The organism is Pseudidiomarina aquimaris, from assembly GCF_003987395.1.
In the GTDB taxonomy this organism is placed as follows: Bacteria; Pseudomonadota; Gammaproteobacteria; order Enterobacterales; family Alteromonadaceae; genus Pseudidiomarina; species Pseudidiomarina aquimaris.
The window spans coordinates 78,158-101,534 of sequence record NZ_PIPT01000001.1; the positions used below are offsets into that span (position 1 = coordinate 78,158).

A 23,377-nucleotide genomic window follows, 5' to 3' on the forward strand; every position below is an offset into this window, starting at 1 on the left:
TTATTCGTTGTTCGTTATTCGAGGGGCGGGTGCTGTCTTTGGTGCAGCACCCGTAGCACGTAGATAGTAGTGGCTTGTGCCGTTACGTCGGCGGTGTAGAGAACCAAAAGCGATAGCGTAGGTAGAACAAGCAAGCGACCGGGTAGATTTTGGCGCTGAACGCCAAGCTCAGGGAAACGCTCGAGCCGTTGAATAGCTTCAGTCAAATAGGTATCAGCGCGCTCTGCGGCTAATGGGTTCTCCGCATGAATGAAGCGATAGAATTCAAAGCGATCATTTAGGGCATCCTTCTCCCAGTAGATCATGTTAAGTATCCTTACCCGTTGGTTGCGCTAACGCTTGTTTAAAAGTTCGCATGCGCTCGTTGGCAGTGTCAGCGTCGATAAATTCGGCTTCACCGCGCTCGAGTTTTGCGTATGCTCGCTGAACTTCTTTGGCTAACCACTCGTCATGAGAGCTTTTTAAACGCTGTTGCTCTGCCAACAATTCTGTATGCCGACGACAGGCCTCGCTTAGCGTCATTCCTTGACTCTCAGCCATTTCTTGCGCGAGACGCTTCGTCTCTTCATCGATGCGGAATTGAATACGCGTTTCCATAACTGCTCCTGCGTAGCATTTGTAAGTCCAATATGTACACACAAATGTTAGCACAGGAGCCGTGGTTTGCTAGTTGTTATCACCTTTCTTTTTGTCCGATTTTTTCGGTTTATCAGCTTCGGCGCTTCCGTCGTCAGCTTCGGCAGCACCTTTTTTCAATGTGATGTCGCCGTATTTGGTGCGACCAGGGCGCTTGCGCTTGGTGGCATCGGCACCTTCTTTTTGTTGCACGGTGTGAGCAGCCTCGTGGGCTTCTTCGCGGGCTAAATCACCGACACCATCGACATCACCAAGACCATCACCGTCATCGTCGTCATCAAGATAATCAGGGTCTGGCGCTTTGGCTTTCACCGTATCCGCCAGTGCCTTACCGGCTTTAAATTTACCAGCACGCTGCGTGTCTTTGATTTCTTTACCAGTTTGTGGATTGCGATCGGTTTCTTGCTCGGCTTGCGCTTGGTCTTGTGCGAAGGCAGAGCCTGTTAGAGCAAGGCTTACAGCCATAATGAGAGTTGCGATTTTCATGGGGTACCTCCTGCATAGAGTATCTATAGGTATAACCCATGCTCAGAAATTAACCAAATCTTGAAAGAGCAAAAGCCCTGCAAAGGGACTTTAAGCTGAAGCGAAGATAGCTATAGTGAAATCGAACCAAGCAATTGGGAACAACTAGGAGGAACTATTATGAAACTATCTAATGTACTTACTTCAATCGCTTCAGTAATGGCACTTACGTTCGGTACCGTCGCAATGGCGACTACCTTGCAAGATCCAGAAACTGCACAGCAGCAGGGTATGGAAAAGGCTGGTGACCATATCAGTGATTCAGCGATTACTGCAAACGTTAAAAGTGCACTTATGTCACAAGCAAGTGGCATGCAAATCAACGTTTCAACTACTGACGGTGAAGTAACGCTGAGCGGTGAAGTTGAAAGCCAAGCCGACATCAGTGCTATCGAGCGTATAGTACGCAATGTTGAAGGCGTTAAAAACGTTCGTAACGAACTGAAAGTGAAGTCTGAAGCTTAATTTCCAGTTCGATACAATCTCCCGTAACCCCGTGTGGCCGCGCTTGCCCACGGGGTTTTTTAATAACAAAAGTCCATTACTGTTTGTAGGGCAACCAGTTACGCTCTTTGATTTTCAACCAGAAGTTGTTTTTGTAGTCGATCACCTTGATATCTTTATTTTCTGCAACCCATTCCGTCGATGGTAACTGCTCTGCCACTTTCGTTAATGAGAAGGACGGGTTACTAAACGGTTGTTGCGCATTTATTTCGAAGATCGCACTGGTAATTGCGGTAGGCCCAGTATTGCGCTCAACTACCAGTTGTTCCTGCGGCGCTTCAAAGCCTTCGCCAAATAGGGAAATCAGCACTGGAACATGCGTGATCGGCGGGGTTGGTATCTCACGTAACCCTGGCAATTGTAAGGCATCTCCCTTTAGATTCGCCCCATGCTCCGGAGCAATAATAAGTAAAACACGCCGTCCCGAAGCTTTAATTGCCATTTGTAACTGATAAATCTCATCTAGCAACGTGGCGGTCCGCATGGCATAACTATCTAAACTATTGCCATTGAAACCGGGCACGCGATTACCGTCGTGTAAGCTGAGCGTATTATAAAAAGTAAAGCGCGAATCGCTGTTTGTGCTGCTGGCCAACCAGTTTTGCAGAATAGCACTGTCGGATTTAATTAGACTGCCGTCAAAACCTGTCATACTGATCGGCGCACTGGTATTGAATTGCGGTGCTGGCATGCCAGCAAATTGCTGCAAAAGGCCGCTAAAGTCATCATATTCACCGGTATGGTTTAACAATACCTCAGGGCGATAACCTAGCTTTTCGAGTTGTTGGCTGACCATGCATTGCGGAGTGTTAGTGAATAGTTGTTGGTGGGGCTGGTGGCCACAATTTGCGCGTAGTAAACGTAATGCTGACGGCCCCGAGTAAGACGTCGCGCTGTTGTAGTTCTCGAACATTAGGTGCGCATCTTTGATCACCGGGTGGTCTTGTAAGCCAGCGGTGGCCAGATCTTGCCACGACATCGAGCATATGTTGATTAGCAAAATATCGAAGTCGGCTGTGCTTTCTCGACTGGGCGTTAACTTGAATTTTTGTTGCTCATCGTAAAAGGCTTCGAGCTTTTCGCTTGGCGAATTGAACTGTATCGCATCTGGGGTATCGATGGTGGTCAGATCCAGCGTCGTTGGTACGGCTTGCAATGGGGTCTCGGCAGGCTGTTGGGCGACACCGGCAGCAATGACTGCGATAAAAGCAATGACCGTCATGCGAACTATATTTTGCAAGTATACGAAGCCAATCCACGCAATAAGAAGAACGATAATAAACTCAACTTGTATCGAGCGTGTAAGTAGTTCCCACATATAGGCGAAACTAAAGCCAGTAATGGAGGACCATTGGTCGATGATGCTGCTAAATGGCGGCAATGAGCTTTCGTGGTAGAGCAACCCGAGACCGACGGGGATCGCCACAATTTGCCGCAACCATTTGAGCGCTGTAGTGCGCATTGGTAAGGTGAGCAACATCATCATGGCCAAGTTTTCCCAAAGGCCTATTTCTAAATAACCACGAAAAGCTAGAATAACTTTGGCAATAAAATAAAAGGCCCACGCACTAAGGCCTGGCCACATAAATAGAGGGCGATTGAGTAACTCTTCGCGATGACGCCAGTAGAGGCTTGGTTCAGCCATGAATTCCTCGATATTTACTCATTAATTAAGCTTACGAAAATAGCGGAAGCGTGCGGTCAGTCGCCACAACCAGTTAAAGAACAGCTTAAGTAGTTTGAGACTAAAAAGACCACCAAGAAAACCTAGTGCAAAGGTCGCAAGCGCAATCTGAATGACTTGAGTTTCTGGCATATCAAGATTCCTTGGGCGAGGTAACAGTTCGTAAGGGCGAGAAACTTTGTGGGAAAACTCGGCGGTAGGTGTGATCAGAGGTATCTTCTTCCACTACATCCGCTTGCCCGAGCATCTCGGTTAAGTCTAACTGTTCATTAACAGTCTGCAGCAGGTCCAGTTTGTCTTCTAAACTCTGCAAGGTATGAACACGTTCGTCTTTGGCAAACAAGTTAGCAAGTGGCGCCCCAAATAAAAACTCTAATGTCTGCTTAACATCCTGAGCACGACAACCGAATAGGAAAATCGGTACCTGGCGCTCAACACTACTAATCAGATCGCCGCCACGCCGATGCTGAAAGCGCTGCACCACGTCGACCACTTTGAGTCCGCGGGCAGGTCTGCCTAATATGAAGCTGAAATCAATGTTTTGTGCATTGGCTAAACGTGCGAGTCGACGAACATGATCAACAAACTTAGTTAGCGGCTGATAGCCTTGCAGCTCGTCCGGGACAAATTGTTCTTGTAGCGCAGCAAAGCTAGCGGGCAAACTACGCGCAAAACGCCAGCCCACAGATGACTCGATCAAAGAAATCACTTGGTTAAAGCGTAAGTTGATCGGCAGAATCAAGGTTGCGCCGGCCTGTAATAGCAATTGTTCGTCGGTATGCCGAATCGCTTGATCGAGCTCGCGGATGTAGATGCGCAGGTAGCGACCAAAGTGACTACGTAGCGTAAATATGGTGCGCATTAACTCGGTAACATCTTGGCCGCGGTAATAGGAAAGAAGAAGGGCGTCATCGCTATTGCGTTCCAGCGCTGCAGTTATCGCTGTCTCAGAATGTAACTGTTGCCATTCAGCAGGAGCTATCTCCTGACCAGTGACAGCACTACTAAGGTAGAAGATGGGCGCTCTTTCTAAGCGTAACTTAGCTTGCTGCTCGTCTAAAAAGCCTGAGGAGTCAAGCGTCCATTGTTGCTGACTATCGACCCGAATACGAAATTTGTCTTGCCGAACTTTGCCTTGGTAAAACCAGTAATGAACCTCGAACCAATAGCCTTGTTGTGTGGCAGTAAAACTGCTCAAGCTTTGGAATCGACTCTCAGTTTGTCTTAGCCATTGTTGCAGCGATGTTGCTGCGACATCGCCAGAAAAACAGAAACAAACTACTTTATTATGTCGGGCCGCCCAGTTTTCGAGTGTGACAAGTTGCTTTCCGTTTAACAAAAAGTCGCTTAGAGGGCTTCGTTCTGCACTAAAGTGAAAAACAATGGCCTGGTGGTTTGCGCTTAACCGTTCAAGTCCAGCGTAAAAGTCACCGGCTTTAAAGTTTCGACGGAACTTCATCTCGGCTTGCGAGATATCATGGCTGGCAGGAAAAAGCCGCTTGCGCTCGGTGATGTTGATATCACAGACATAAAGCACGGAGGTTTGCTGGTGGAGAACCGAGATTAACTTCGCCAGCGGCTCACTGGTGTTTGCACTAAACGCATGCACCTGGCCACCATTTAATGGTGGCAAAATGTTCTCGTGATGATTTACCAACTCCGCTAGCGTAAGCATTGAGTGTTTGTCTTTTCTTTATAATTTTTAGTATGATAACAAACCAAAATAACTAAAAACAACTGATAAAAAATAACACTCAGTATGTTGATTATATATAAATGTAATCAATAAGTTGGATTTGAGGGCGAAAGGGGCATTATGAGTACAGCAAAAGGTAGCGACGATCGTACTGCGCTCGACATCCGTAATCTCCGGTATTTTGTGCCCTCGTATCAGCAGCCGTTCATCGAGGCCGTTGCCACGCAACGCGTCGCGGCAATACGTAAAAAATGGCGTCTGTTTAGCAAGCAAACGTCTGCCTTCACCAGTTCGAGCGCCACAGAATGAAATTACTCGCGATTGAGAGCCTCGTCGGCGGAGCCGGCGCGACAACTCTAACAGCAAACCTCGCAGCAGCCTTACGGCAAGGCGAGCAACGCGTTGCGGTTATTGACTGTTGTGCGCAGAATCATCTCGCCGCGCATTTTGGTCAGCCGCTAACAGAGGCTATGGGTGTTTTTACTGATGCTGAGGCGCCGAAAAGCTTACTGGAATCCGCTTTTATCTCAGCTTCAGGCGTGCTTGTCGCTCCCTATGGCAGCGCCACCGAAAACACGCAATCGATTACGGCGCAACATCAACAGCGTTTCGAGCAACTGTTACAGGAGCTGCAAGAGCTAAGTAAGCCACGCGTAGATTGGGTCTTGCTGAATTTGCCGACGGGTTTCAGCTTTGCCCCGAATGTAATGTTACCGAATGCCGCATCATGCTTGCTGGTGCTAGAGCCTGAACCTCGTTGTTATATGAACTTGCAGCGTTGGCAGGCGCGCCAAGACCGCCCGGAACAATTAAGATACCGTGCGATCATGAATAAGGTTGCACCGCACCTTGAATTACCGCGTGACATTTTTGACTTATGTCAGGCGGAACTTGATCCAGAATGGTTACTGCCACTTTACATTAATCGTGACCAACATATCCCCGAGGCACTCGCCACGCAGCAATTACTTTTTGAGTACACGCTAGGAGCGCAGGGCAACGCTGACTTCGCCGAGCTGGCAGCATGGCTACAAGCCTCTGCGGAGATTGAACAGTGATATTGATCCGTCAACAGTGGCAAGAATTGCGGCGTCGCCAACCCGTGTTACGGGCGGCGATGAACATGCTTTTGCTTTACCTTGAGGTCGTGCTGCTGCAAGTGAATCCGCAACGACAGGCCAAGCTTGGGCCCGAGTTTGATAAGCGCCGCAGTTTAAGGTTTTGGTTTCCACATGTACGTTGGGATCGTCCGAATCCGCTGGATGTTATCAGAATCCTATTGCAAAGTGTTTGGTTACTGGTCGCAAAAACACGCATTGAACGAGACCAGCAACGGCGGCGAGGCTGGTCGGTGGCAACCCCCGTAGAAGTTACACAAAAAGGTGTGCGCGCAACATTAAGTCATCCGTTGCGTTGGGCGACGCTATGGTTTGAGCGCTTTTTTCAACAACGAGCACAGAGTCAAACGACGCGGTGGAATCTTCCGTTTCGTATCGTGTTAACGATCATTGCCAGCGCCACCGCACTGATTATTATTGGCTTACCAATGGAAGCAACGTCGCAAGCGATTCTGCTCTTGTGTTTCTGGGCAGTGGCGTTGTGGGTTCGTAATATTCGAGGTCGCATCCCTTTACTGCTAATGGTGACGTTGTCGGTGTTGGTGAGTACACGTTATTTGTTTTGGCGGGTTACGCAGACGATTAACTGGGATGTCACCATGGATATGGTGTTCGGTCTCATCCTTCTCAGTGCTGAGGTATACGCTTGGACCATTCTGACGCTGGGCTATATTCAGTCAGCATGGCCGTTGCAACGAAAAGTTGCACCTTTACCTGACGATGTTGGGCTTTGGCCCAGCGTGGATATATTTATACCGACCTATAATGAACCCTTGTCGGTCGTACGACACACAATTTTGGCGGCTCAAGTTATTGACTGGCCACAAGAAAAGCTCAATGTCTATGTGCTGGACGACGGTAAACGTGATGAAATTCGACGTTTTTGTGAAGAAATTAACGCCACATACTTGACCCGCCCGGATAACAGTCATGCGAAAGCGGGCAATTTGAATCACGCTTTGAAGTACTCCTCTGGCGACTACATAGCGATTTTTGACTGCGATCATATTCCAACTCGGGGTTTCCTGCAGTTAACCATGGGCTGGTTCCTGCGTGATGATAAACTCGCATTAGTACAGACACCACACCACTTTTTCTCGGCCGATCCCTTTGAAAAAAATCTTCGCGTGTTTCGTAAGAACCCCAATGAAGGCGAATTGTTTTATGGCCTAATACAAGATGGCAATGACATGTGGAACGCGTCATTTTTTTGTGGTTCATGCGCAGTTATGAAACGTGGTCCCCTGCAGGAGGTTGGTGGAATCGCCGTCGAGACAGTAACCGAGGACGCGCATACGGCATTAAAGCTGCATCGTCGCGGCTATAACTCTGCCTATTTGAATATCCCCTTGGCGGCCGGCCTTGCTACCGAAAGCCTATCCGCTCATATCGGGCAGCGCATACGCTGGGCGCGGGGAATGGCGCAGATATTTAGAGTTGATAACCCATTGGTAGGCAAAGGCCTCAATTGGGGGCAGCGACTCTGTTACGCCAATGCCATGTTGTATTTTCTAAATGGTATTCCGCGCGTGATTTTTTTATTGGCGCCACTGGCATTTTTGCTACTGCATAGTTATATCGTATTTGCTCCAGCGATTATGATCGCTATTTACGCCATTCCGCATCTCGTCCATGCCAACCTTGCGAACTCGCGCTCGCAAGGTAAGTTCCGCCATTCGTTTTGGGCGGAAATGTATGAGACTGTATTGGCATGGTACATTTTACGACCCACAACTGTGGCGCTCATTTCGCCTAAACTTGGTAAGTTTAATGTAACGCAAAAAGGCGGAATTACCGAGCGTTCCTTTTTTGACTGGCGTATATCGTGGCCATATATCACCTTGATTACGCTGAGTCTATTAGGGTTTGGTTTCGGTGTTTGGCGTCTTATAGAAGGCCCTAAGGACGAGTACTTAACCGTTGTATTGAATCTGTTTTGGGTGACCTATAACCTTATATTATTAGGTGGAGCCGTCGCTGTTGCAGAAGAGGCGAAACAAGTGCGCAATGCCCACCGTATCAATGTAAACAAAGTAGTGACTATCGTTGATCACGAAGAACGAATGTACCAAGTAACGATGACGGATTTCTCCCATGCTGGAGTTGGCTTAGAGTTACCGAAAGGGTTACTGCTGCGCGAGGGCGATTTAGTAAATCTTATCTTAGTGGATGGCACGCAACAGATAGCGGTGAAATTGCAGGTTAAGTCGCGACGTGGTCAAAGTGTTGGCACGCGCGTATTATTTGACACCTACGAGCAGGAGCGCGCGTTTTTACGGGCCACCTTTGCGCGCGCTGATGCATGGCTTGGCTGGCGTCCGGAAGATAGTGTTGATAAACCCATACAAAGTTTAACTGAAGTGGTTGGTATCGGAATTAAAGGCTACCAGCGACTCTTTTTGCATTTGGCACCGAGGATGAGACCGGTAGCGAATCTATTAGGTAGAGCCTGGCGTACTTTTCTGAGTATTTTGCCACGGTCTCCAATAACGAGGAACGAAGGATGAGAATGTCTTGGACATTGCCATGGCTATTTCTGACCGTACTGTTAGGAAGTGCGCCAGTGTTAGCGCAAGTCGAAAACCAAGAGAAGATGCTTGAGGAGTGGCAAAAGCTACCTCGTTGGCAAGAAGATTACTCGCTAAATGCTGCCGCAAACTCGCAACAACTGCGGATTGATGGTTTACGTCCCGAAATGACCATTGGCTTCGGCGGACGTTATGATCGTGTGGTTGAAGGGGCAGAGCTAGACTTGGCGTTTATGATCTCGCCGGCAATGGTCGATACGGTAAGTCAACTCCGCGTGAGCATGAATGAAGAAGTCATTGGTAGCGTGTCATTACAAAAAAGTATGGCGAATACCGTGCAGCGCCGCAGCTTCAACATCGATCCGCGCCTTTTCACTAGTTACAACCAACTTCGCCTCGAATTAATCAGTGAAGTGTTTAATGGGCAGTGCACGCTAGCATCGCCTGCAGCCTGGATTGAGTTTTTAGATGACAGTACCTTAACGCTCGACTATCAGCAGCTTCGTGTAGCGAACGAGTTGTCTTACTTCCCGGAACCATGGTTTGATCGGAATGACTTTAGCGCTGTGAACCTCAACTTTGTCAGTTTTGGCGTGCCAACTATGGCAACAGCCGAAGCACATGCCGTATTGGCGAGTTATTTTGGCCAAGTCGCTGATTGGCGCGCGGTTACGGTTGAGCATTACGACGTGGAGCCTGCCATCGGAAGCTTATTGCAGGATCACGAGTGGCGCCAGCAATGGCCGCAAGACCATGCCATTATGACCTTGACTAACGAGCAACGACCAAGACCGTTTCATCGGTTGGAAAAGGTTACAGCGCCGACCGTAAGAGTCGTGCCCAACCCAGCTTATCCTGCTTACAAATTATTGCTGATTGCAGCGCCAGATGAGGAACAATTGCGCGCCACGGTAAGTACGTTTGTACTGAGTAATCAAACGATGAGTGGCGACCAGGTGGTAGTGGAGCCACAAGCATTGGCACCGCGTGACGCGTACCAAGCTCCGCGGTGGGTTTCCACCGAGCGTCCGGTGCAGATTAGTGAGCTGGTGGACCATCCAAGTGAGTTGCAGCGTTCCGCGCGCAATACGGCTCCAGTAAATGTTGAGTTGCGTTTACCGCCCGACTTGTTTATTTGGCAACGTAACGGTATTCCGTTGGACCTCCGCTTCCGGTACACCCCGCCATTAAGCGAAGATGAAAGTCGCATGTTGGTGAGTATCAATAACGAATTCATCAAAGCATTCGATTTAAATGAAACGGGCAGCGAAAATAATGAAGAACGTTTGCGGATTCCGATTTTATCAGGCTCGCTGCTGCCCGAAGATGACAATGTGACCTTACCCTCATTCCGCCTCGGCGCGGTCAATAATATGGAGTTTCGGTTTGATTTTGGCAATGTAAGTGATGTGTGTAGTACGCCTCCTTTGTTGAACTCGCAAGGCGTTATTGAAGGGGACTCGACCATTGATCTACGTGGCTATGATAATTATGTGGCATTGCCTGATGTGCAACTGTTCATGAAAACAGGTTACCCATTTACCCGTTGGGATGATTTGTCACAAACGTTAGTGGTAGTACCTGAACAACTTAATGGTGATTTATATGTCACCTTATTGATGACATTGGCGAAGCTCAGTGGGGCAACTGGATACCCGGCAACACAGCTGGAGCTCGTGAGTGCAGCCAATTTGCCGGAAACAACCGACAAAGATGTATTGCTAATCGGCAGTCAAAGTTTGCAACGTTTTCTTAAAGCTTACGGCACCGCTGAACTCGATCGTCAAATCGAAAAGCAACGCTTAGCAGGGCGCGAGCAATTACTCTACAGCCCGCAACTTGCACTAAGAAATAGTGGACCAAGCGCAGCGGTAGTGGGTTTTAGATCACCGTTTGCTGAGCAACGCTCGGTGGTTGCCGTGACCGCCACTACTGATAGCTATCTCGATCGGTATCGCCAAGCATTGATTAGCGATACATTGTCGAACGAAATGACTGGCTTTTTGGCTGTTCTAACACCCGCCCGGGTGAGCTCTTTCGAGCCACAGGAAAGCTACTATGTCGGCAATTTGAGTTGGTGGAACCGACTCATGTACCACCTGGCAAAGTACCCTGTGTTGGTTACCGTACTTGCGTTACTCGCGTTACTGGTACTCGTTATCGCGCTCTATCGCTTGTTCGTCGCCAAAGTTCGTACGCGTCAATAGGGGTGAAATTGATGAGTGCTCTGCGACATGTCATTGCGTTAGTTTTGCTGGGGCTCTTGTGCGGTTGTGGCCAAGCCGAACCAGAGAACACGGCGCAGTCGACACCGTCAGATCCGAGACTTATGGCCAAAGCTGAAGCTCTAGTTTTTCAACATCATTACCAGCGCATGGTGAAGCGATTCGTTGATGAACAGGGGCGAGTTATCGATCACAGTGATGAGCGCCTGATTAGCACGTCAGAGGGACAAAGTTACGCAATGTTATTTGCGTTAGTAGCTAACGATGAAGCACTGTTTGCTAAATTACTTGAGTGGACCGAGAATAATTTAGCCCAAGGCGACTTGACCACTCACCTTCCGGCGTGGCTCTGGGGACGCACAAGTGACGGTCAGTGGCAGATACTCGATGATAACTCGGCAAGCGATGCTGATGTGATCCTCGCCTACGCGCTACTGCAAGCCGGTGAGTTGTGGCAGGCTCCACGCTACCGTGCGTTAGGTGAACGTTTGGCATGGTTAATTTTGGCCCGAGAGGTTGAGCTTATAGGCTCTCATCACTGGCTGCTGCCAGGCTATTTTGGCTTTGTTGATCGTTCCGAGCAAACGGTTAAATTGAACCTGAGTTATTATGCATTGCCATTGCTAAAGTATTTCGCTAATGCGCTTGGTGCTGCGGAGTGGCAACAAGTCTACGAAAGCGCAACGACCTTGTTGAACTACCATCAGCAGGGTTTTGCCAGTGACTGGATCGTTCTTAAACACACCGGTGAGTTGGCCGAGCAACAACAAGCTGAAGCCGACTACGATGCCATACGCGTCTATTTTTGGTGGGCTTTAGCCGCACAGCATGACGCAAATGCAAAAGCACAACTGGCACGTTTTGTTGGTGTACCAACTGCAGTGGAAAACTTGGGGAGTATGGCGCAACATACGAATTGGTTAACCGGTGCTTATGCTGAACACGGGCCTATAGGTTTTTCGGCGGCGGTTTTACCGCTTCTTGAGCAGGTCGCTCCAGAGCTTGCTGCAGTCGAACGGCAAAGGGTCGCGGCAATGAACCCAGCAAGCTATGCAGACAATTACTACGACACTATGTTGCTCTTGTACGGTATTGGGGCCGATCAAGGTTGCTTAAACTTCAACGCTAGCGGCGAGTTAAAAACGGATTGGAATAATCCGGAGTGTGCCTATGTTTCTAACTAAATCACTTACGCTTGCCTTTTTAGTCTGGCAGAACACGCAACCTGCCAGTCAAATTGACCAGGTCGACCAACGCCTGTATGAACGCTCTCGTAGTTTAGTCGAGGAGCGCTTGCAGCTGTGGAGTCATCGTAAACAGGACGTTGAGCTCGAAGAGGTTATGGCACAATTGATGCGCGTAGCTCCAGAGCATCCTCAATTACTTGAATTGGCGATTTATGCAGCACTTGCTGAGGAACGCATCGGCGATGTGCAACGCTTGTGGCGGCGGCTACAACGACAGGCGCCGCAGCATATTGCGACGCGTCGAGTCGCTGAACGAATGCAGCTATCGACGGCACAACAACAAACCCTTTCGCAGGCTGAACTGTACTATTTTGCTGGGCGCTATGATGAGGCAGAGCAATTGCTTAACTCAGTGTATGCCACACCGCCGATAACGCTTAATACTGCAATTCTTTATTGGGATGTTATTGGCAGTGCGCAGAGTCGCGTGCAAGCGATCGGCGGCCTACGTCAATTACAGGCGTGGTACCCTGAGGCGCCAGAGTTGGAGCTAGCAATTATCGGGCATCAAGTGGCGATTGATGCGGTTGAGCCAGAAGCTTTAGCGCGACTGACCGAGCTGAGTCTCAACCCAGTCTATGGTGAACAAGCCTTAACCCTTTGGCTGCGAGCGTTTCCTAGCTTAACACCTAACGCTGCGACATTAAGAGAGGTAAACACACTCGCTGGTTATTATCCGCGGCATGCCGAAATTGCTCGTTATCGAAAACAATTAATTGCGCGACAGAATGAAGTTCAGCCCACGCAACAGCGTGTTGTCAATGCACAACCACAAGCTCCGGTGGAGCCTGAAGTTCCGGAGCTTCCCGATCCTTGGGCAGCATTTGATCGGGCGGTAGCTGCTGTAGAGGCTGGAGAGAACGCTAAAGCCGAAAGCGAAATGCAGCAGTTAATCGACGAAAACAACTCCACCGACGCCCGCTTTGCCTACGCGCTGATCCTAGAAAAGCTCGACCGCGAGCCAGAAGCCTTGCGACTCGCTCGCCAAGTACTCGCCGAGGAGGAAGGTGATGGGGTTGTGGCCTTATTCGAGCGCTTAACCACAAGAGCAGCACAAGCCGAAGCGCAAGCCCAGGCAGAGGCTCAGGTTGAGGCTAGGATAGCGACAGCTGGCGTAGCGACGGAGGCAAATAGCAACGAGCTGTCGCAAGCTGAGCGTAACAAGGCCGAACGGTTTTTATGGGTTGGCTACAACCTTGCTGACCGCGATAGCACGCCGGGCATTAGCTCATTAGAAGCGAAGACATGGATGCTACGTTACAGTTCAACCTTCGGTAGCGAACAAGAGGATCGTTGGTTTGTCCAGATCGAACCAACCAAACTTAACGCCGGTGCCGCCGATTTAAACGATAGTTACTGGCGTTCGCGGTTTGGCACCGGCTTGTTATGCGACGATAGCTGCCCAACAGGCCTGTGGCCTGAAGCGCAAGATAGCGGCGTGGCAGTAGGTGTCGGTATCGAGTGGCAAAATTGGCACGCCGACCTTGGTAGGTCACCGATCGGGTTTGCTGAGTCAAAATGGGTTGGCTCGCTCGGCTACGACGGTGATTTAGGAGAGTTTGGATGGGGGGCCGAAATTGAACGCAGAATCTTAACTTCGGCATTGGTTAACTTTGCTGGAGCACAGGACCCATACTCTGCTCGTGAATGGGGACCCGTTGTCGAAACGACACTGGGCGGCAGTTTGAACTGGGACCAGGGTACAGGCTGGGGTTGGTGGTCAAATTTCGGTGTAAGTCGCTACACAGGAACCAATGTAAAATCAAACCAGCGCTGGTATGCCTACACGGGAGTCTATAAAACGTTTTATGACACCGAGGCCTTGGCTTTTGACAGTGGCCTGACAGCACTGGCATGGGGCTTTGATAACGATCAAAGTCAGACCACCTATGGACAAGGCGGTTATTACAGCCCTAAAAACTACTTTTCACTGAGCATACCGTTGAGTGTGTATGGGCGCCTCGGGCGTTTTGCCTATCACGTGCGCGCATCGTTTGGACAATCCGAATCGCGCCTCCATGCTGCCGACTTCTTCCCAGAGCATCCTGAACTCCAGCAACAAGCGCTGGCTTTGACGGAGCAAACTGGTATCACGCCTGTGTTTGAGGGGGGCGAAGGAGGAGGCTTTGGCCGCAGCTTGAGCGCAACACTGGAGTATCAAGTGAGTAATCATTGGTATATTGGTGCGAGTGCATTGCTGGAGCGTTCCGAATTCTATGATCCGAACAACTTTACCCTGTACTTGCGGTACGATTTCGGTGGTTCACGCCGCGCCCCTAATCGACCGCCTTTTCCACCACAACGTTACGTGAGCGAGCCATGGTGGGAATAAAAGAAAGCGAAAGCCCAAAAGCGGTCTTAGAATTTTGGTTTCAAGAGCTTTTACCGCAGGACTGGTTCAAAAAGAGCGAGGCATTGGACCAAGCAATCAACAAGCGTTTCAATAAGGTGTTGAAGGCATGTGCTGCGGGCGAGTGCTGGGAGTGGCGCCGCCCAGATGCGGCGGGGCCGGGCACCGATGGACTTGGTCGACTTGCTGAAATCTTGGTACTCGATCAATTTTCACGCAATATCTATCGCGATGACGCTCGTGCATTCGCGCAAGACCCATTAGCGCTGGGGCTCGCGCAAGAAGCGGTGGCAGGGGGCGTTGATAAATCGATGAATGCTTCGCAGCGCGCGTTTTTGTATATGCCGTACATGCATAGCGAGTCCCTGCTGGTGCACGATGAAGCCATGCGCCTATTTAACCAACCGGGACTCGAAACCAACTACGAATTCGAAATCAAACACCGTGAAATTCTCGAACGTTTTGGCCGCTATCCGCATCGTAACAAAGCTCTCGGGCGCGCTTCTACACCCGCGGAGCTAGAGTTTTTAAGCCAACCCGGCTCCAGCTTCTAACTAAGAAATTACTGTAGCCCGATGTAATGGTCTCCTCCAACAATACGGCATCGCAATGTGCCAAAATGATACGTGATCATTTACATGCTGGAGGAGACACAGGTGAGTATTGTAACCAGAATCGGACTGGATTTGGCAAAAGATGTTTTTCAGGTGCATGCGGTTGATGCACAGGATGAAAAAGTTACCAACAAGCAGCTCAAGCGTAAAGATTTGCTGCAATGGTTTGCCAAGTTAGAGCGCAGTGACGATTGTCTGGTCGCGATGGAAGCCTGTGGTAGCAGTCATCACTGGCGCCGTGAGTTAGAGAAGTTGGGGTATCGCACGATGGCGATCCCACCGGCGTACGTAAAGCCGTATGTGCGGACGAACAAGAACGACGCCAATGACGCACGAGCGATTTGTGAAGCAGCGAGCCGGCCTGGCATGCCAACAGTACGATTAAAAACAGTGGCTGAGCAAGACGCAATGATGCTGATAAAGCAACGCGATGGCCTCGTCAGAGAGCGTACGCGACAAGTGAACCGCATTCGTGGACAGCTGAGCGAGTACGGCATTTTCATCGGCCAAGGCATTAATACGCTACGCCGTAAGTTGCCGGAGATTTTGGAAGATGCGGACAACGGCCTAGAAACGCTAGGGCGTTCATTGGTGCAGCTGTCGTACGATTATATCGTGGGCATTGATGCGCAGATTGAATTGTACGAGAACAAGATAAAAGAGTTAGCACGCAGCAGTGCGCAAGCACAACGCTTGCAAACAGCACCGGGCATTGGCCCGATAACAGCGATGACGCTCATCGCGCAGCTTGGCGATATGAAACAGTTTGCGCACGCTAGAAGCGCTTCAGAGTACTTAGGTGTGGTGCCTCGGCAGTTTAGTAGTGGCGGCAAAACGATGCTTGGCGGTATAAGTAAACGCGGCAATAGTCAGTTAAGAAGCTTACTGATTCACGGTGCTCGCTCGGTGATACGAGTGGCCAAGAATAAAGATGATAAGTTCAGCCGCTGGGCGGTCAGCGTGGCAGAGCGTCGTGGCAACAATGTTGCCGCTGTGGCGGTTGCGAACAAACTATTGCGCATCGTTTGGGCGATGCAAACCAAAGAGCAAGAGTATCGCGCGATGGCTGCGTAAGCTAGCGCATCTTTTTAATAGAGTCACCCGAAAGAACGACGTAAGAGCTACAACAACGATTGTGAATTAAAACTGATGGTAAACGAGTCATCCTGCATGGCGTGAGACCGATGAACTGCAGTCATTGAATGACGTTAGCCCGATAGGCCACACCATGCGCGGATTACATCAAGGCCCCACAATGAGCTAGAAGTGAATACATTGTGACTCGAGGCCGAATATACGAACGCAACTTCGCTTACGACCGGTTTTAACTTGCAAAGTTGGAGGAGACCATATACGCAGTTTTACTGCGGGGCAAGCCTAGCGCCAATAAAAATGGCAAGAATTTGAAAGATACTGGTTGGGAGAAACGAATGGATATTAAGTTGTACGAAGGACTGATGTTACTTGCGCTCAACGAAGAGAAAGGCACCATGAGTGGCGCTTACATTGAGTATAGCGTGGCGGCGGCAGTGCTAGCAGAGTTACTGCTGTTAAAGCGGATTCAGGTGGATCGGGACGATAAAGATAAGGTCGACGTGGTTGATGACTCGCCAACAGGCGACAAGGTGCTCGATGAAGCATTAGAAAAAATTAGCAAAGCTAAGCGTCGACGTAAGCTCAAGGACTGGGTCTCAAGTATCGGTCATATCAAAGATTTAAAGCATAAGGTCGCTGAACAGCTTGTTAAAGACGGTATTATCGAAATTGAGAAGAAAAAAGTTCTTTGGCTGTTTACGCAAAAAGTCTATCCCGAAGTCAATCCACAGCCAGAACAACATTTGCGTCATGAAATGCGCCGTTTAGTGCTGGATCGTCCGTTGGAAATCGATCCGCGCATAGCGCTTATGGTGTCGCTTGCGCAGAGCGCACGGTTGCTTGAGCAGGTGTTTAGCAAAGAGGAATTGAATTCGAGCAAGAAGCGCATCGAAAACATCGCCAAAGGCGAAGAGTTAGGTGCTATAGCGAAAGAAGTAGTTGCCGCGGTTGAAGTCGCGGTGATGATTGCCGTGATGATGCCTGCTATCACCGCCGCCACAACCGCGTCGTCAGCTAGCACACCCAGCTGCTGATTCTATGATGAACCTTTAGCTGAAGCAAATTTGCCTTAATCAGATACGCTGTTATATTAACCCTATGTTATTTAAATGTGTGTAAAAAATCACAATGAAAAGTAAGCTTTTTCGCAGTTTAGAGTGGTACCACTGGGTTGTCGTCGTTTTGTCACTCGCATTGACACTGTCAGCGTGGCATATCACTCGCACGCAGGCGTACGAGAAGTCTGAAGCGTTGTTCAAGTTTCAGTCGGGTCAAGTAATAGATCTTCTTGTAGAACGTATGGCCAAGTATGAAGAGGCTTTGCGTGCCGGCGTGGCGATGCTCAAGGTTATGCCGCCTGAAATGAGTCGGGCTGAGTGGAAAGAGTTTGCGGCGACGTTAAATGTTGAAGAACGGTTTCCCGGTATCAATGGTATCGGCGTGATTCATTTTGTCCCCTCCAGTAAGAAAGCTGCATTTCTTGCTTGGCAGCGTAGTTCAATGCCTAACTTTGTAATCTTTCCAGCTCACGATAAGAACGAATTTTGGCCAATCTCGTATATCGAACCTATACAGACCAACTTTAAAGCTGTGGGTTTAGATATGGCTCACGAACAGAATCGATATAACGCAGCCACCAAAGCGAGAGACGAACGAAGTGCCCAAATAACCGGCCCAATAAATTTAGTTCAAGACGACCAACAAACACCTGGTTTTCTTTTTTACGTGCCGTGGTATACCGACGAAATACCTTCAACTTACGGTGACGAGTCGAGCAATCTAGCGGGCTTAGTTTATGCTCCTTTTATTGTAAACAAATTGATGGGTGGAGCACTGAGCAATGTTAATGATCTCATCAACTTTACCATCCGAGACCAAAACACCTTGCTATTTGAAGATGTTGGGCGAGATACGGATGAGTATCAGCCGATGTTTGCAGAGACTCGCGAGGTGGGAATGTACGGACGTATTTGGACGTTCGAATTAGAGACTTCACGGGCATTTGCTGAGCAAGTTGAAACTGTTGAGCCTACAGTTATTCTCGTCACTGGTATTGTGATAGATATCTTACTGATCACTTTATTTTTAACACTTTCGCAAACAAAGCAGCGCGCTACCCAACTAGCGCAGAAAGCAACACGAAGACTTAACGAAAGACGAACCGAACTGGAACTAGCGAAAGCAGAATTAATTAAACAAAATGAAGAACTAATCGAGGCAAATAAGGAGTTAGATCGGTTTGCCTTCGTGGCGTCGCACGACTTGAAAGCACCACTACGCGGCATCGCACAATTAAGCGAATGGATTGAAGATGAGACGCAAGGAACACTTTCAGAGGACGCTGAAAAATACTTGAAGCTTCTAAAAAGTCGAATTTTACGATTAGAACGCCTCTTAAACGCGCTCTTGCAATACTCACGAGTTGATAAAAAGGGTCAACCTTTCGAGTCTATCGACTTTCCTGATTTTGTTAGTGAATTATTTAGTCTAAATGCACACCCGCAAGGTTTTGAGCTACAGTTGCAAGAGAATGTCCAAGAAGTCACGACAGACAAGGAAGCTCTGGGACGAGTACTTGGTAACGTTATGAATAATGCGGTAAAGCACCATCATCGTGACAGTGGCGTGATAACCGTTACAAGTCGATGGCTTAATGGTGCGCTTGAAATTCAGATCGCGGATGATGGCCCAGGCATTCCTGTGAAATACCAAGGTCGTGTGTTCGAGCTTTTTCATACGCTAAAACCGCGCGATGAAGTTGAGGGAAGTGGATTGGGCCTTGCGATCGTTAAAAAGATAATAGAGAAAATGGGTGGTAGTTATCGCTTAGAAACGAATTTGTCTGGCGGATTGACGTTCGTTATTGTTTGGCCCATAAGCGAAAAGTCGGAAGTGTATAGTGGTGAGGGAGCATTATGAACGTTTTGATTATCGATGATGATACCGTTGACCGTTTGGCAACAAAAAAGGTTCTCAAGGATTCCGAGCTTAGAGTAAAAAAAGTTACTGAGGCAACTACCGCGAATGAAGGGTTAGAACACGCCAAAAATGGTGATTATGATCTGATTTTATTGGACTATCAGTTGCCTCCTACGAATGGAATCGAAGTCCTAAGAGAGTTGCGCGGAACCAACGATTCTAGTGCAGCTATGGTGATGATTAGTCATAGTAACGATGAGGAGCTAGCTGTGCGCTGTATTGAAGCAGGCGCACAGGACTTTCTTATGAAAGGAGAAGTTACTGCTGCTCGACTTAAACGTTCGGTGTTACTTGCGACGGAACGTTATGAGCTTGAGAGGCAAATCCAGGCAAGTCACGACCAACTAAAAAGACTCGCGGAACAGGATTCTTTGACTGGACTAACGAATCGTTACTATTTCGACGAAGCCTTAAAATATGCCATTCCTCGCGCAAATCGAGAGGGAACAAATATTTTACTGTTAATGATTGATTTGGACCGCTTTAAGAACATCAATGATACGCTTGGGCACCAAGCAGGTGACTCGCTGTTGAAACAAGTTGCACAACGATTGCGGACGCCGCTGCGTGGTGACGATAAGATCTCTCGTTTAGGTGGTGATGAATTTGCCATCATGGTCGAATCGCTCGAACATGCCAATGATGCCCGTATGCTGGTAAATCGTCTTTTAGAGGAGTTTGAGCAACCTTTTCTGCTTGAGGGAGACAAAGTTCGGGTGTCTGCCAGCATAGGCGTTGCTACTTATCCAGAATGTGGCAGCAATGCCGTCGAGCTGATGAAAAGCGCTGATGTCGCAATGTACAGAGCAAAGGGAGCTGGACGAGGACAAGCACAATATTACTCGCGCGATTTTCATGAACAAATAGAGAAACGTGCGCGGTTAGAGTCCGATCTTGTAAACGCGCTCGAAAAGCAACAATTTGTCTTACACTACCAGCCACAAGTCGATCGCGACGGCAAGAAACTTATTGGAATTGAAGCGTTGATCCGTTGGCAACATCCCGAGCTGGGCATGATACCGCCAGATGAGTTTATTTCTATTGCAGAAGAGTCGAACTTCATTAACGAGCTGGGACGGTGGGTGATTAAGTCAGCATGCGCACAATTTCGTGTTTGGCTTGATGAGTTTGCGCTAACTGACATTTCTTTTTCTGTAGCGGTCAATCTATCTGCGAAGCAGCTCAAGGATAAAGGGTTAATTGACTATTGCCGTACGTGCATCGAACATTACTGCATTCCGGCAAATCGTTTTGAGTTAGAACTAACTGAGAGTAATTTAGTTACTAGCTTGGAGGCAGTGGATACACTCAATGAGTTGGCTAACATAGGTGTTGAGCTGGCTCTTGATGATTTTGGCACCGGCTACTCGTCGCTATCGCACTTGAAAGATTACCCATTTACTATTTTGAAAATTGATAAAATGTTCGTCCAGTCCGCTGAAAGTGGCCAGGATGACAGTATGCTTAAAGCGGTTTGTGCTTTTGCGAAATCATTGAATTATAAGACGGTCGCGGAAGGAATAGAAACAGCCTATCAACATAAAATGTGCGTTGATTTAGAGGTGGATCGACTTCAGGGTTTTTACTTTAGCAAACCGCTTGCAGCTAGCGAACTAAAACAGCAGTGGCTGCTCGGGCAGGATAAAGTATGACTCTTGCGAAGAGCGAAGATTTAACCAGCGCTCATTTCCTTGAGCTTCTTTTTAATACCATTCCCGGCCTAGCTTTCGTGAAAAACGAGCGCTTTGAAATTGTTAAAGCGAACGATGCCTTTTTGGCTATTTATCCAGCCGATATGCGTGAGCATGTAATTGGATCAACAACTGTTGAGTCGTATTCACAGGAGGACCGGGATGCATTCTTGGCGCACGACAGGCTAGCGTTCGAGACGGGGTATAACGAAACCATAGAAACGATACTTTTTCCTGATGGAAAGATTCGCAAGCTTTTAACAAAAAAGCGTCGCTTCTACACTGAAAGTGGTGAGTGCTATATTTTGGGAATCGCAACCGATATTACGCAGCAAGAGGAGGCATTACGTAAACTGGAAGAGTCAAATAAAGACTTGAAGAGTTTTATTCATATTGCGTCGCATGATTTGAAAGCTCCGTTAGCAAATATTAAGCAACTTATTGATTGGATCAACGAAGAGCACCGTAACGCTTTATCGAACGAGGTACGCGACTACTTTGACATGATCCAAGTCCGTGCAGTGCGTTTACAGCGTTTGTTAAATGACCTTTTGCTATTTTCAACAATGAGCCAGATCTCGGGGCGCTACCAAACTTTCAACTTGAAAGTGATGGCGATGGAGCTTCTGACACTGTTGGATACTGAATCTAATTTCGAGTTAGAGGCAACAGACACTGAGGTCACTTTACCACGACGAGAGTTCGAGATTGTTTTGCGCAATCTTATTTCTAACGCGATAAAACATCATGATAAGAAGCATGGAAAGCTCAAAGTGTCGATTGAAGACGTAAACCACGATTATGTTATTGAAGTCACGGACGATGGTCCAGGTGTGCCTTTTGAATTTCGAGAGCGCATCTTTGAAATGTTTACCCGCTTGAAGTCGCAAGATGAAGTCGAGGGAAGTGGCATTGGGTTAGCCATCGTGAAGCGTATAATCGAAAAATGCGGCGGCTCGATTGACTTAAAATCGGGCTCGAGCGGTGCAACATTTAAGCTTATCTGGCCGAAAGAAATAGCCGCACCGAGCGATTAAGTTGTCGGTGCCGTAGGTCTATCTAGCTCGGCCTGCGGCTCAATGCGATTTCGGCCATTTTTCTTTGCCTGATAGAGGCAACTGTCTGCTTCGGCAAGCAAACTTTCAATACTCGATTGCTTGTGGGCGACAGCAATACCTATCGACGTTGTAATACCACCATGGGTATCAGTCCAACCCGGTACTTCCATTCGTTGAACATAATCAAGAAGGTGAGTGGCAACCCGGTGCGCGCCATTAAAGTTAGTATCAGGAAGTACGACGACAAACTCCTCTCCACCAATTCGTGCCACAAGGTCGACTTTGCGTACAGAGGAGCGAAGTAAAGCGCCAAGTGAAACGAGCACACGATCACCTACGTCATGACCTGCGGTGTCATTGACGTTTTTGAAATGATCGATATCGAGCATCAAGAGACAAAGATCATTACGCTGGTGTCGGTTTAGTCGGTTGAGTTCGTGGGTGAGGAACTCAACAAAGCGTCGACGGTTGGGTAGCTGAGTTAAAGGATCGGTTTCCGCCTGTTGCTCGAGTTGACGCATGAGGCGTTGTGTTCTTTGTTCTGCTGCAGTTTGGAACATCGCTGAAATGCTTACCATCAAAATAATAAACCAGCTCATGATCACGATCAGTAGCCCAACCGCTAGTCCATCAATTGAGGTGACGAATTTCAGCATCAAATAGCCAATCAGCGCAGGAAACGCATAGCCAATGAGAACCTGAAATCGTGCAAGTTTGCCGCCGAAGTAGGGGCTTAAAATGGAACGAATCGGGTTATTGTGGGCGTTCCGAGCAAGCGTGGCAGCCCCGAGAACAAAACCTAAGGTCGCGCTTATCAGCGACATTTGCCCGTAGAAATTATCGAGACCGTATGCATAGCCGGTGAATGAAACTGTCGGTACGGCAATGCCCAAAAACGACAATAATTGTGCGATCGTCGGAAAGTGAATATGTTGAAATACCAACGAAAAAGCGACAAAAAGCAGCGTAATGGAGGTGTTTACACCCATCTTGTTACTCTTACCAATCGCTCCTTCCGCGTCTACAACCTTATAAAAGGGCGTCAACAAATTTGCCTGCTGCGTATGATTTATAATGTCAAAAATATTCACAGCTAGCAGGCAAAAGGCAAAGGCAAGCGCAGTAATAAATAATGTTTGAGTTATTCGATTTGCGCGTTCTGCACTAAGAACACCGACCCCTAAAAGTAGAATAGTTGTAGCTGTGAGCGGGTGCGTCGCAGGTCCATCAGCTATCGGGCGGTAGAGATTCTCCATACCCGCGGCATAACCAAATAAAACGACCACAGCAAACAGTATGCACAATAGCGCAAGCGGGGTTGCTAGTACTCTTGTGTTGACTACCAAAGGCCAAGACTTTGTGTTCGTTGAGGTCATGGTTAGTTACTCTTTTTGTTAATTTTTTCTGAGTATAGCGTTCCTCAATTT

At 48.3% G+C, this 23,377-nt stretch carries 20 protein-coding genes; 13 read left to right on the forward strand and 7 right to left on the reverse strand.

Annotated elements, in window-relative coordinates; all coding sequences use genetic code 11:
* Window positions 1–14: 14 nt before the first annotated feature.
* From CWE21_RS00425 to CWE21_RS13390, 3 genes are all read right to left on the reverse strand, one after another.
* On the reverse strand, window positions 15–305 hold the full coding sequence (locus CWE21_RS00425) for a type II toxin-antitoxin system RelE/ParE family toxin (RefSeq protein WP_126832108.1): 291 nt from the start codon (window positions 303–305) through the stop codon (window positions 15–17).
* A 1-nt stretch (window position 306) separates the two neighbouring features.
* Window positions 307–597 carry a type II toxin-antitoxin system RelB/DinJ family antitoxin gene (locus CWE21_RS00430; protein ID WP_126832110.1) on the reverse strand — a complete coding sequence of 97 codons (291 nt, stop codon included), beginning with the start codon at window positions 595–597 and terminating at the stop codon, window positions 307–309.
* Between the two features lie 69 nt (window positions 598–666).
* Entirely contained in the window at window positions 667–1,122 is a 456-nt protein-coding gene (locus CWE21_RS13390) for a hypothetical protein (RefSeq protein WP_198675031.1), read from the reverse strand.
* Between the two features lie 159 nt (window positions 1,123–1,281).
* On the opposite strand from CWE21_RS13390, the gene CWE21_RS00440 reads away from it, so the two are divergent.
* On the forward strand, window positions 1,282–1,626 hold the full coding sequence (locus CWE21_RS00440; protein WP_126832112.1) for a BON domain-containing protein: 345 nt from the start codon (window positions 1,282–1,284) through the stop codon (window positions 1,624–1,626).
* Between the two features lie 76 nt (window positions 1,627–1,702).
* On the opposite strand, the gene bcsG is transcribed toward CWE21_RS00440, so the two are convergent.
* From bcsG to CWE21_RS00450, 3 genes are read right to left on the reverse strand one after another with little or no spacing between them, the layout of a single operon-like run.
* Window positions 1,703–3,310, reverse strand: coding sequence for a cellulose biosynthesis protein BcsG (bcsG, locus tag CWE21_RS00445; protein ID WP_126832114.1), 1,608 nt, complete (start codon window positions 3,308–3,310; stop codon window positions 1,703–1,705).
* A gap of 21 nt (window positions 3,311–3,331) precedes the next feature.
* Entirely contained in the window at window positions 3,332–3,481 is a 150-nt protein-coding gene (locus CWE21_RS13355; RefSeq protein WP_157982712.1) for a hypothetical protein, read from the reverse strand.
* 1 nt (window position 3,482) lies between these two features.
* The gene (locus CWE21_RS00450; RefSeq protein WP_126832116.1) at window positions 3,483–5,024 is read right to left on the reverse strand and encodes a BcsE family c-di-GMP-binding protein; all 1,542 of its coding nucleotides are present in this window, start codon (window positions 5,022–5,024) and stop codon (window positions 3,483–3,485) included.
* Between the two features lie 141 nt (window positions 5,025–5,165).
* Here CWE21_RS00450 and CWE21_RS00455 point away from each other — a divergent pair, with 141 nt between their 5' ends.
* From CWE21_RS00455 to CWE21_RS00510, 12 genes are all read left to right on the forward strand, one after another.
* A complete protein-coding gene (locus tag CWE21_RS00455; RefSeq protein WP_126832118.1) occupies window positions 5,166–5,354 on the forward strand; it encodes a hypothetical protein in 189 nt (62 codons plus the stop codon).
* A complete protein-coding gene (gene bcsQ, locus CWE21_RS00460) occupies window positions 5,351–6,103 on the forward strand; it encodes a cellulose biosynthesis protein BcsQ (protein ID WP_126832120.1) in 753 nt (250 codons plus the stop codon). The genes CWE21_RS00455 and bcsQ overlap by 4 nt, the downstream gene beginning before the upstream one ends.
* The gene (bcsA, locus tag CWE21_RS00465) at window positions 6,100–8,670 is read left to right on the forward strand and encodes a UDP-forming cellulose synthase catalytic subunit (protein WP_126832122.1); all 2,571 of its coding nucleotides are present in this window, start codon (window positions 6,100–6,102) and stop codon (window positions 8,668–8,670) included. The genes bcsQ and bcsA overlap by 4 nt, the downstream gene beginning before the upstream one ends.
* Before the next feature lie 2 nt (window positions 8,671–8,672).
* Window positions 8,673–10,898 carry a cellulose biosynthesis cyclic di-GMP-binding regulatory protein BcsB gene (locus CWE21_RS00470; RefSeq protein ID WP_157982713.1) on the forward strand — a complete coding sequence of 742 codons (2,226 nt, stop codon included), beginning with the start codon at window positions 8,673–8,675 and terminating at the stop codon, window positions 10,896–10,898.
* Window positions 10,899–10,909: 11 nt separating this feature from the next.
* Window positions 10,910–12,100 carry a cellulose synthase complex periplasmic endoglucanase BcsZ gene (gene bcsZ / locus CWE21_RS00475; protein ID WP_126832126.1) on the forward strand — a complete coding sequence of 397 codons (1,191 nt, stop codon included), beginning with the start codon at window positions 10,910–10,912 and terminating at the stop codon, window positions 12,098–12,100.
* Window positions 12,087–14,495, forward strand: coding sequence for a cellulose synthase subunit BcsC-related outer membrane protein (locus CWE21_RS00480; RefSeq protein WP_126832128.1), 2,409 nt, complete (start codon window positions 12,087–12,089; stop codon window positions 14,493–14,495). The genes bcsZ and CWE21_RS00480 overlap by 14 nt, the downstream gene beginning before the upstream one ends.
* Window positions 14,483–15,067, forward strand: a complete 585-nt coding sequence (locus tag CWE21_RS00485) for a DUF924 family protein (RefSeq protein WP_126832130.1) — start codon at window positions 14,483–14,485, stop codon at window positions 15,065–15,067. Before CWE21_RS00480 ends, CWE21_RS00485 begins: the two co-directional genes overlap by 13 nt.
* A gap of 102 nt (window positions 15,068–15,169) precedes the next feature.
* Entirely contained in the window at window positions 15,170–16,201 is a 1,032-nt protein-coding gene (locus CWE21_RS00490; protein ID WP_126832131.1) for an IS110 family RNA-guided transposase, read from the forward strand.
* A 356-nt stretch (window positions 16,202–16,557) separates the two neighbouring features.
* Window positions 16,558–17,256 carry a GOLPH3/VPS74 family protein gene (locus CWE21_RS00495; protein ID WP_126832133.1) on the forward strand — a complete coding sequence of 233 codons (699 nt, stop codon included), beginning with the start codon at window positions 16,558–16,560 and terminating at the stop codon, window positions 17,254–17,256.
* A 94-nt stretch (window positions 17,257–17,350) separates the two neighbouring features.
* Entirely contained in the window at window positions 17,351–19,141 is a 1,791-nt protein-coding gene (locus tag CWE21_RS00500; RefSeq protein WP_126832135.1) for a sensor histidine kinase, read from the forward strand.
* Window positions 19,138–20,853 (forward strand): two-component system response regulator, encoded by a 1,716-nt coding sequence (locus CWE21_RS00505; protein WP_126832137.1) that lies wholly within the window; start codon window positions 19,138–19,140, stop codon window positions 20,851–20,853. Before CWE21_RS00500 ends, CWE21_RS00505 begins: the two co-directional genes overlap by 4 nt.
* Complete coding sequence (locus CWE21_RS00510; RefSeq protein ID WP_126832139.1) at window positions 20,850–21,929, forward strand: sensor histidine kinase; 1,080 nt, start codon at window positions 20,850–20,852, stop codon at window positions 21,927–21,929. The genes CWE21_RS00505 and CWE21_RS00510 overlap by 4 nt, the downstream gene beginning before the upstream one ends.
* On the opposite strand, the gene CWE21_RS00515 is transcribed toward CWE21_RS00510, so the two are convergent.
* Complete coding sequence (locus tag CWE21_RS00515) at window positions 21,926–23,326, reverse strand: GGDEF domain-containing protein (protein WP_126832141.1); 1,401 nt, start codon at window positions 23,324–23,326, stop codon at window positions 21,926–21,928. The genes CWE21_RS00510 and CWE21_RS00515 overlap by 4 nt on opposite strands.
* Between the last annotated feature and the right edge of the window lie 51 nt (window positions 23,327–23,377).

Excerpts from the sequence above, each read along its gene's own strand:
- CWE21_RS00505 (WP_126832137.1), top strand. The coding sequence starts at position 19,138 with ATGAACGTTTTGATTATCGATGATGATACCGTTGACCGTTTGGCAACA.
- CWE21_RS00495 (WP_126832133.1), top strand. The coding sequence starts at position 16,558 with ATGGATATTAAGTTGTACGAAGGACTGATGTTACTTGCGCTCAACGAA.
- CWE21_RS00500 (WP_126832135.1), top strand. The coding sequence starts at position 17,351 with ATGAAAAGTAAGCTTTTTCGCAGTTTAGAGTGGTACCACTGGGTTGTC.
- CWE21_RS13355 (WP_157982712.1), bottom strand. The coding sequence starts at position 3,481 with ATGCCAGAAACTCAAGTCATTCAGATTGCGCTTGCGACCTTTGCACTA.
- CWE21_RS00430 (WP_126832110.1), bottom strand. The coding sequence starts at position 597 with ATGGAAACGCGTATTCAATTCCGCATCGATGAAGAGACGAAGCGTCTC.
- bcsG (WP_126832114.1), bottom strand. The coding sequence starts at position 3,310 with ATGGCTGAACCAAGCCTCTACTGGCGTCATCGCGAAGAGTTACTCAAT.
- CWE21_RS00450 (WP_126832116.1), bottom strand. The coding sequence starts at position 5,024 with ATGCTTACGCTAGCGGAGTTGGTAAATCATCACGAGAACATTTTGCCA.
- bcsQ (WP_126832120.1), top strand. The coding sequence starts at position 5,351 with ATGAAATTACTCGCGATTGAGAGCCTCGTCGGCGGAGCCGGCGCGACA.
- CWE21_RS13390 (WP_198675031.1), bottom strand. The coding sequence starts at position 1,122 with ATGAAAATCGCAACTCTCATTATGGCTGTAAGCCTTGCTCTAACAGGC.
- CWE21_RS00425 (WP_126832108.1), bottom strand. The coding sequence starts at position 305 with ATGATCTACTGGGAGAAGGATGCCCTAAATGATCGCTTTGAATTCTAT.
- CWE21_RS00515 (WP_126832141.1), bottom strand. The coding sequence starts at position 23,326 with ATGACCTCAACGAACACAAAGTCTTGGCCTTTGGTAGTCAACACAAGA.
- CWE21_RS00440 (WP_126832112.1), top strand. The coding sequence starts at position 1,282 with ATGAAACTATCTAATGTACTTACTTCAATCGCTTCAGTAATGGCACTT.
- CWE21_RS00470 (WP_157982713.1), top strand. The coding sequence starts at position 8,673 with ATGTCTTGGACATTGCCATGGCTATTTCTGACCGTACTGTTAGGAAGT.
- CWE21_RS00485 (WP_126832130.1), top strand. The coding sequence starts at position 14,483 with ATGGTGGGAATAAAAGAAAGCGAAAGCCCAAAAGCGGTCTTAGAATTT.
- CWE21_RS00510 (WP_126832139.1), top strand. The coding sequence starts at position 20,850 with ATGACTCTTGCGAAGAGCGAAGATTTAACCAGCGCTCATTTCCTTGAG.
- CWE21_RS00480 (WP_126832128.1), top strand. The coding sequence starts at position 12,087 with ATGTTTCTAACTAAATCACTTACGCTTGCCTTTTTAGTCTGGCAGAAC.
- bcsZ (WP_126832126.1), top strand. The coding sequence starts at position 10,910 with ATGAGTGCTCTGCGACATGTCATTGCGTTAGTTTTGCTGGGGCTCTTG.
- CWE21_RS00455 (WP_126832118.1), top strand. The coding sequence starts at position 5,166 with ATGAGTACAGCAAAAGGTAGCGACGATCGTACTGCGCTCGACATCCGT.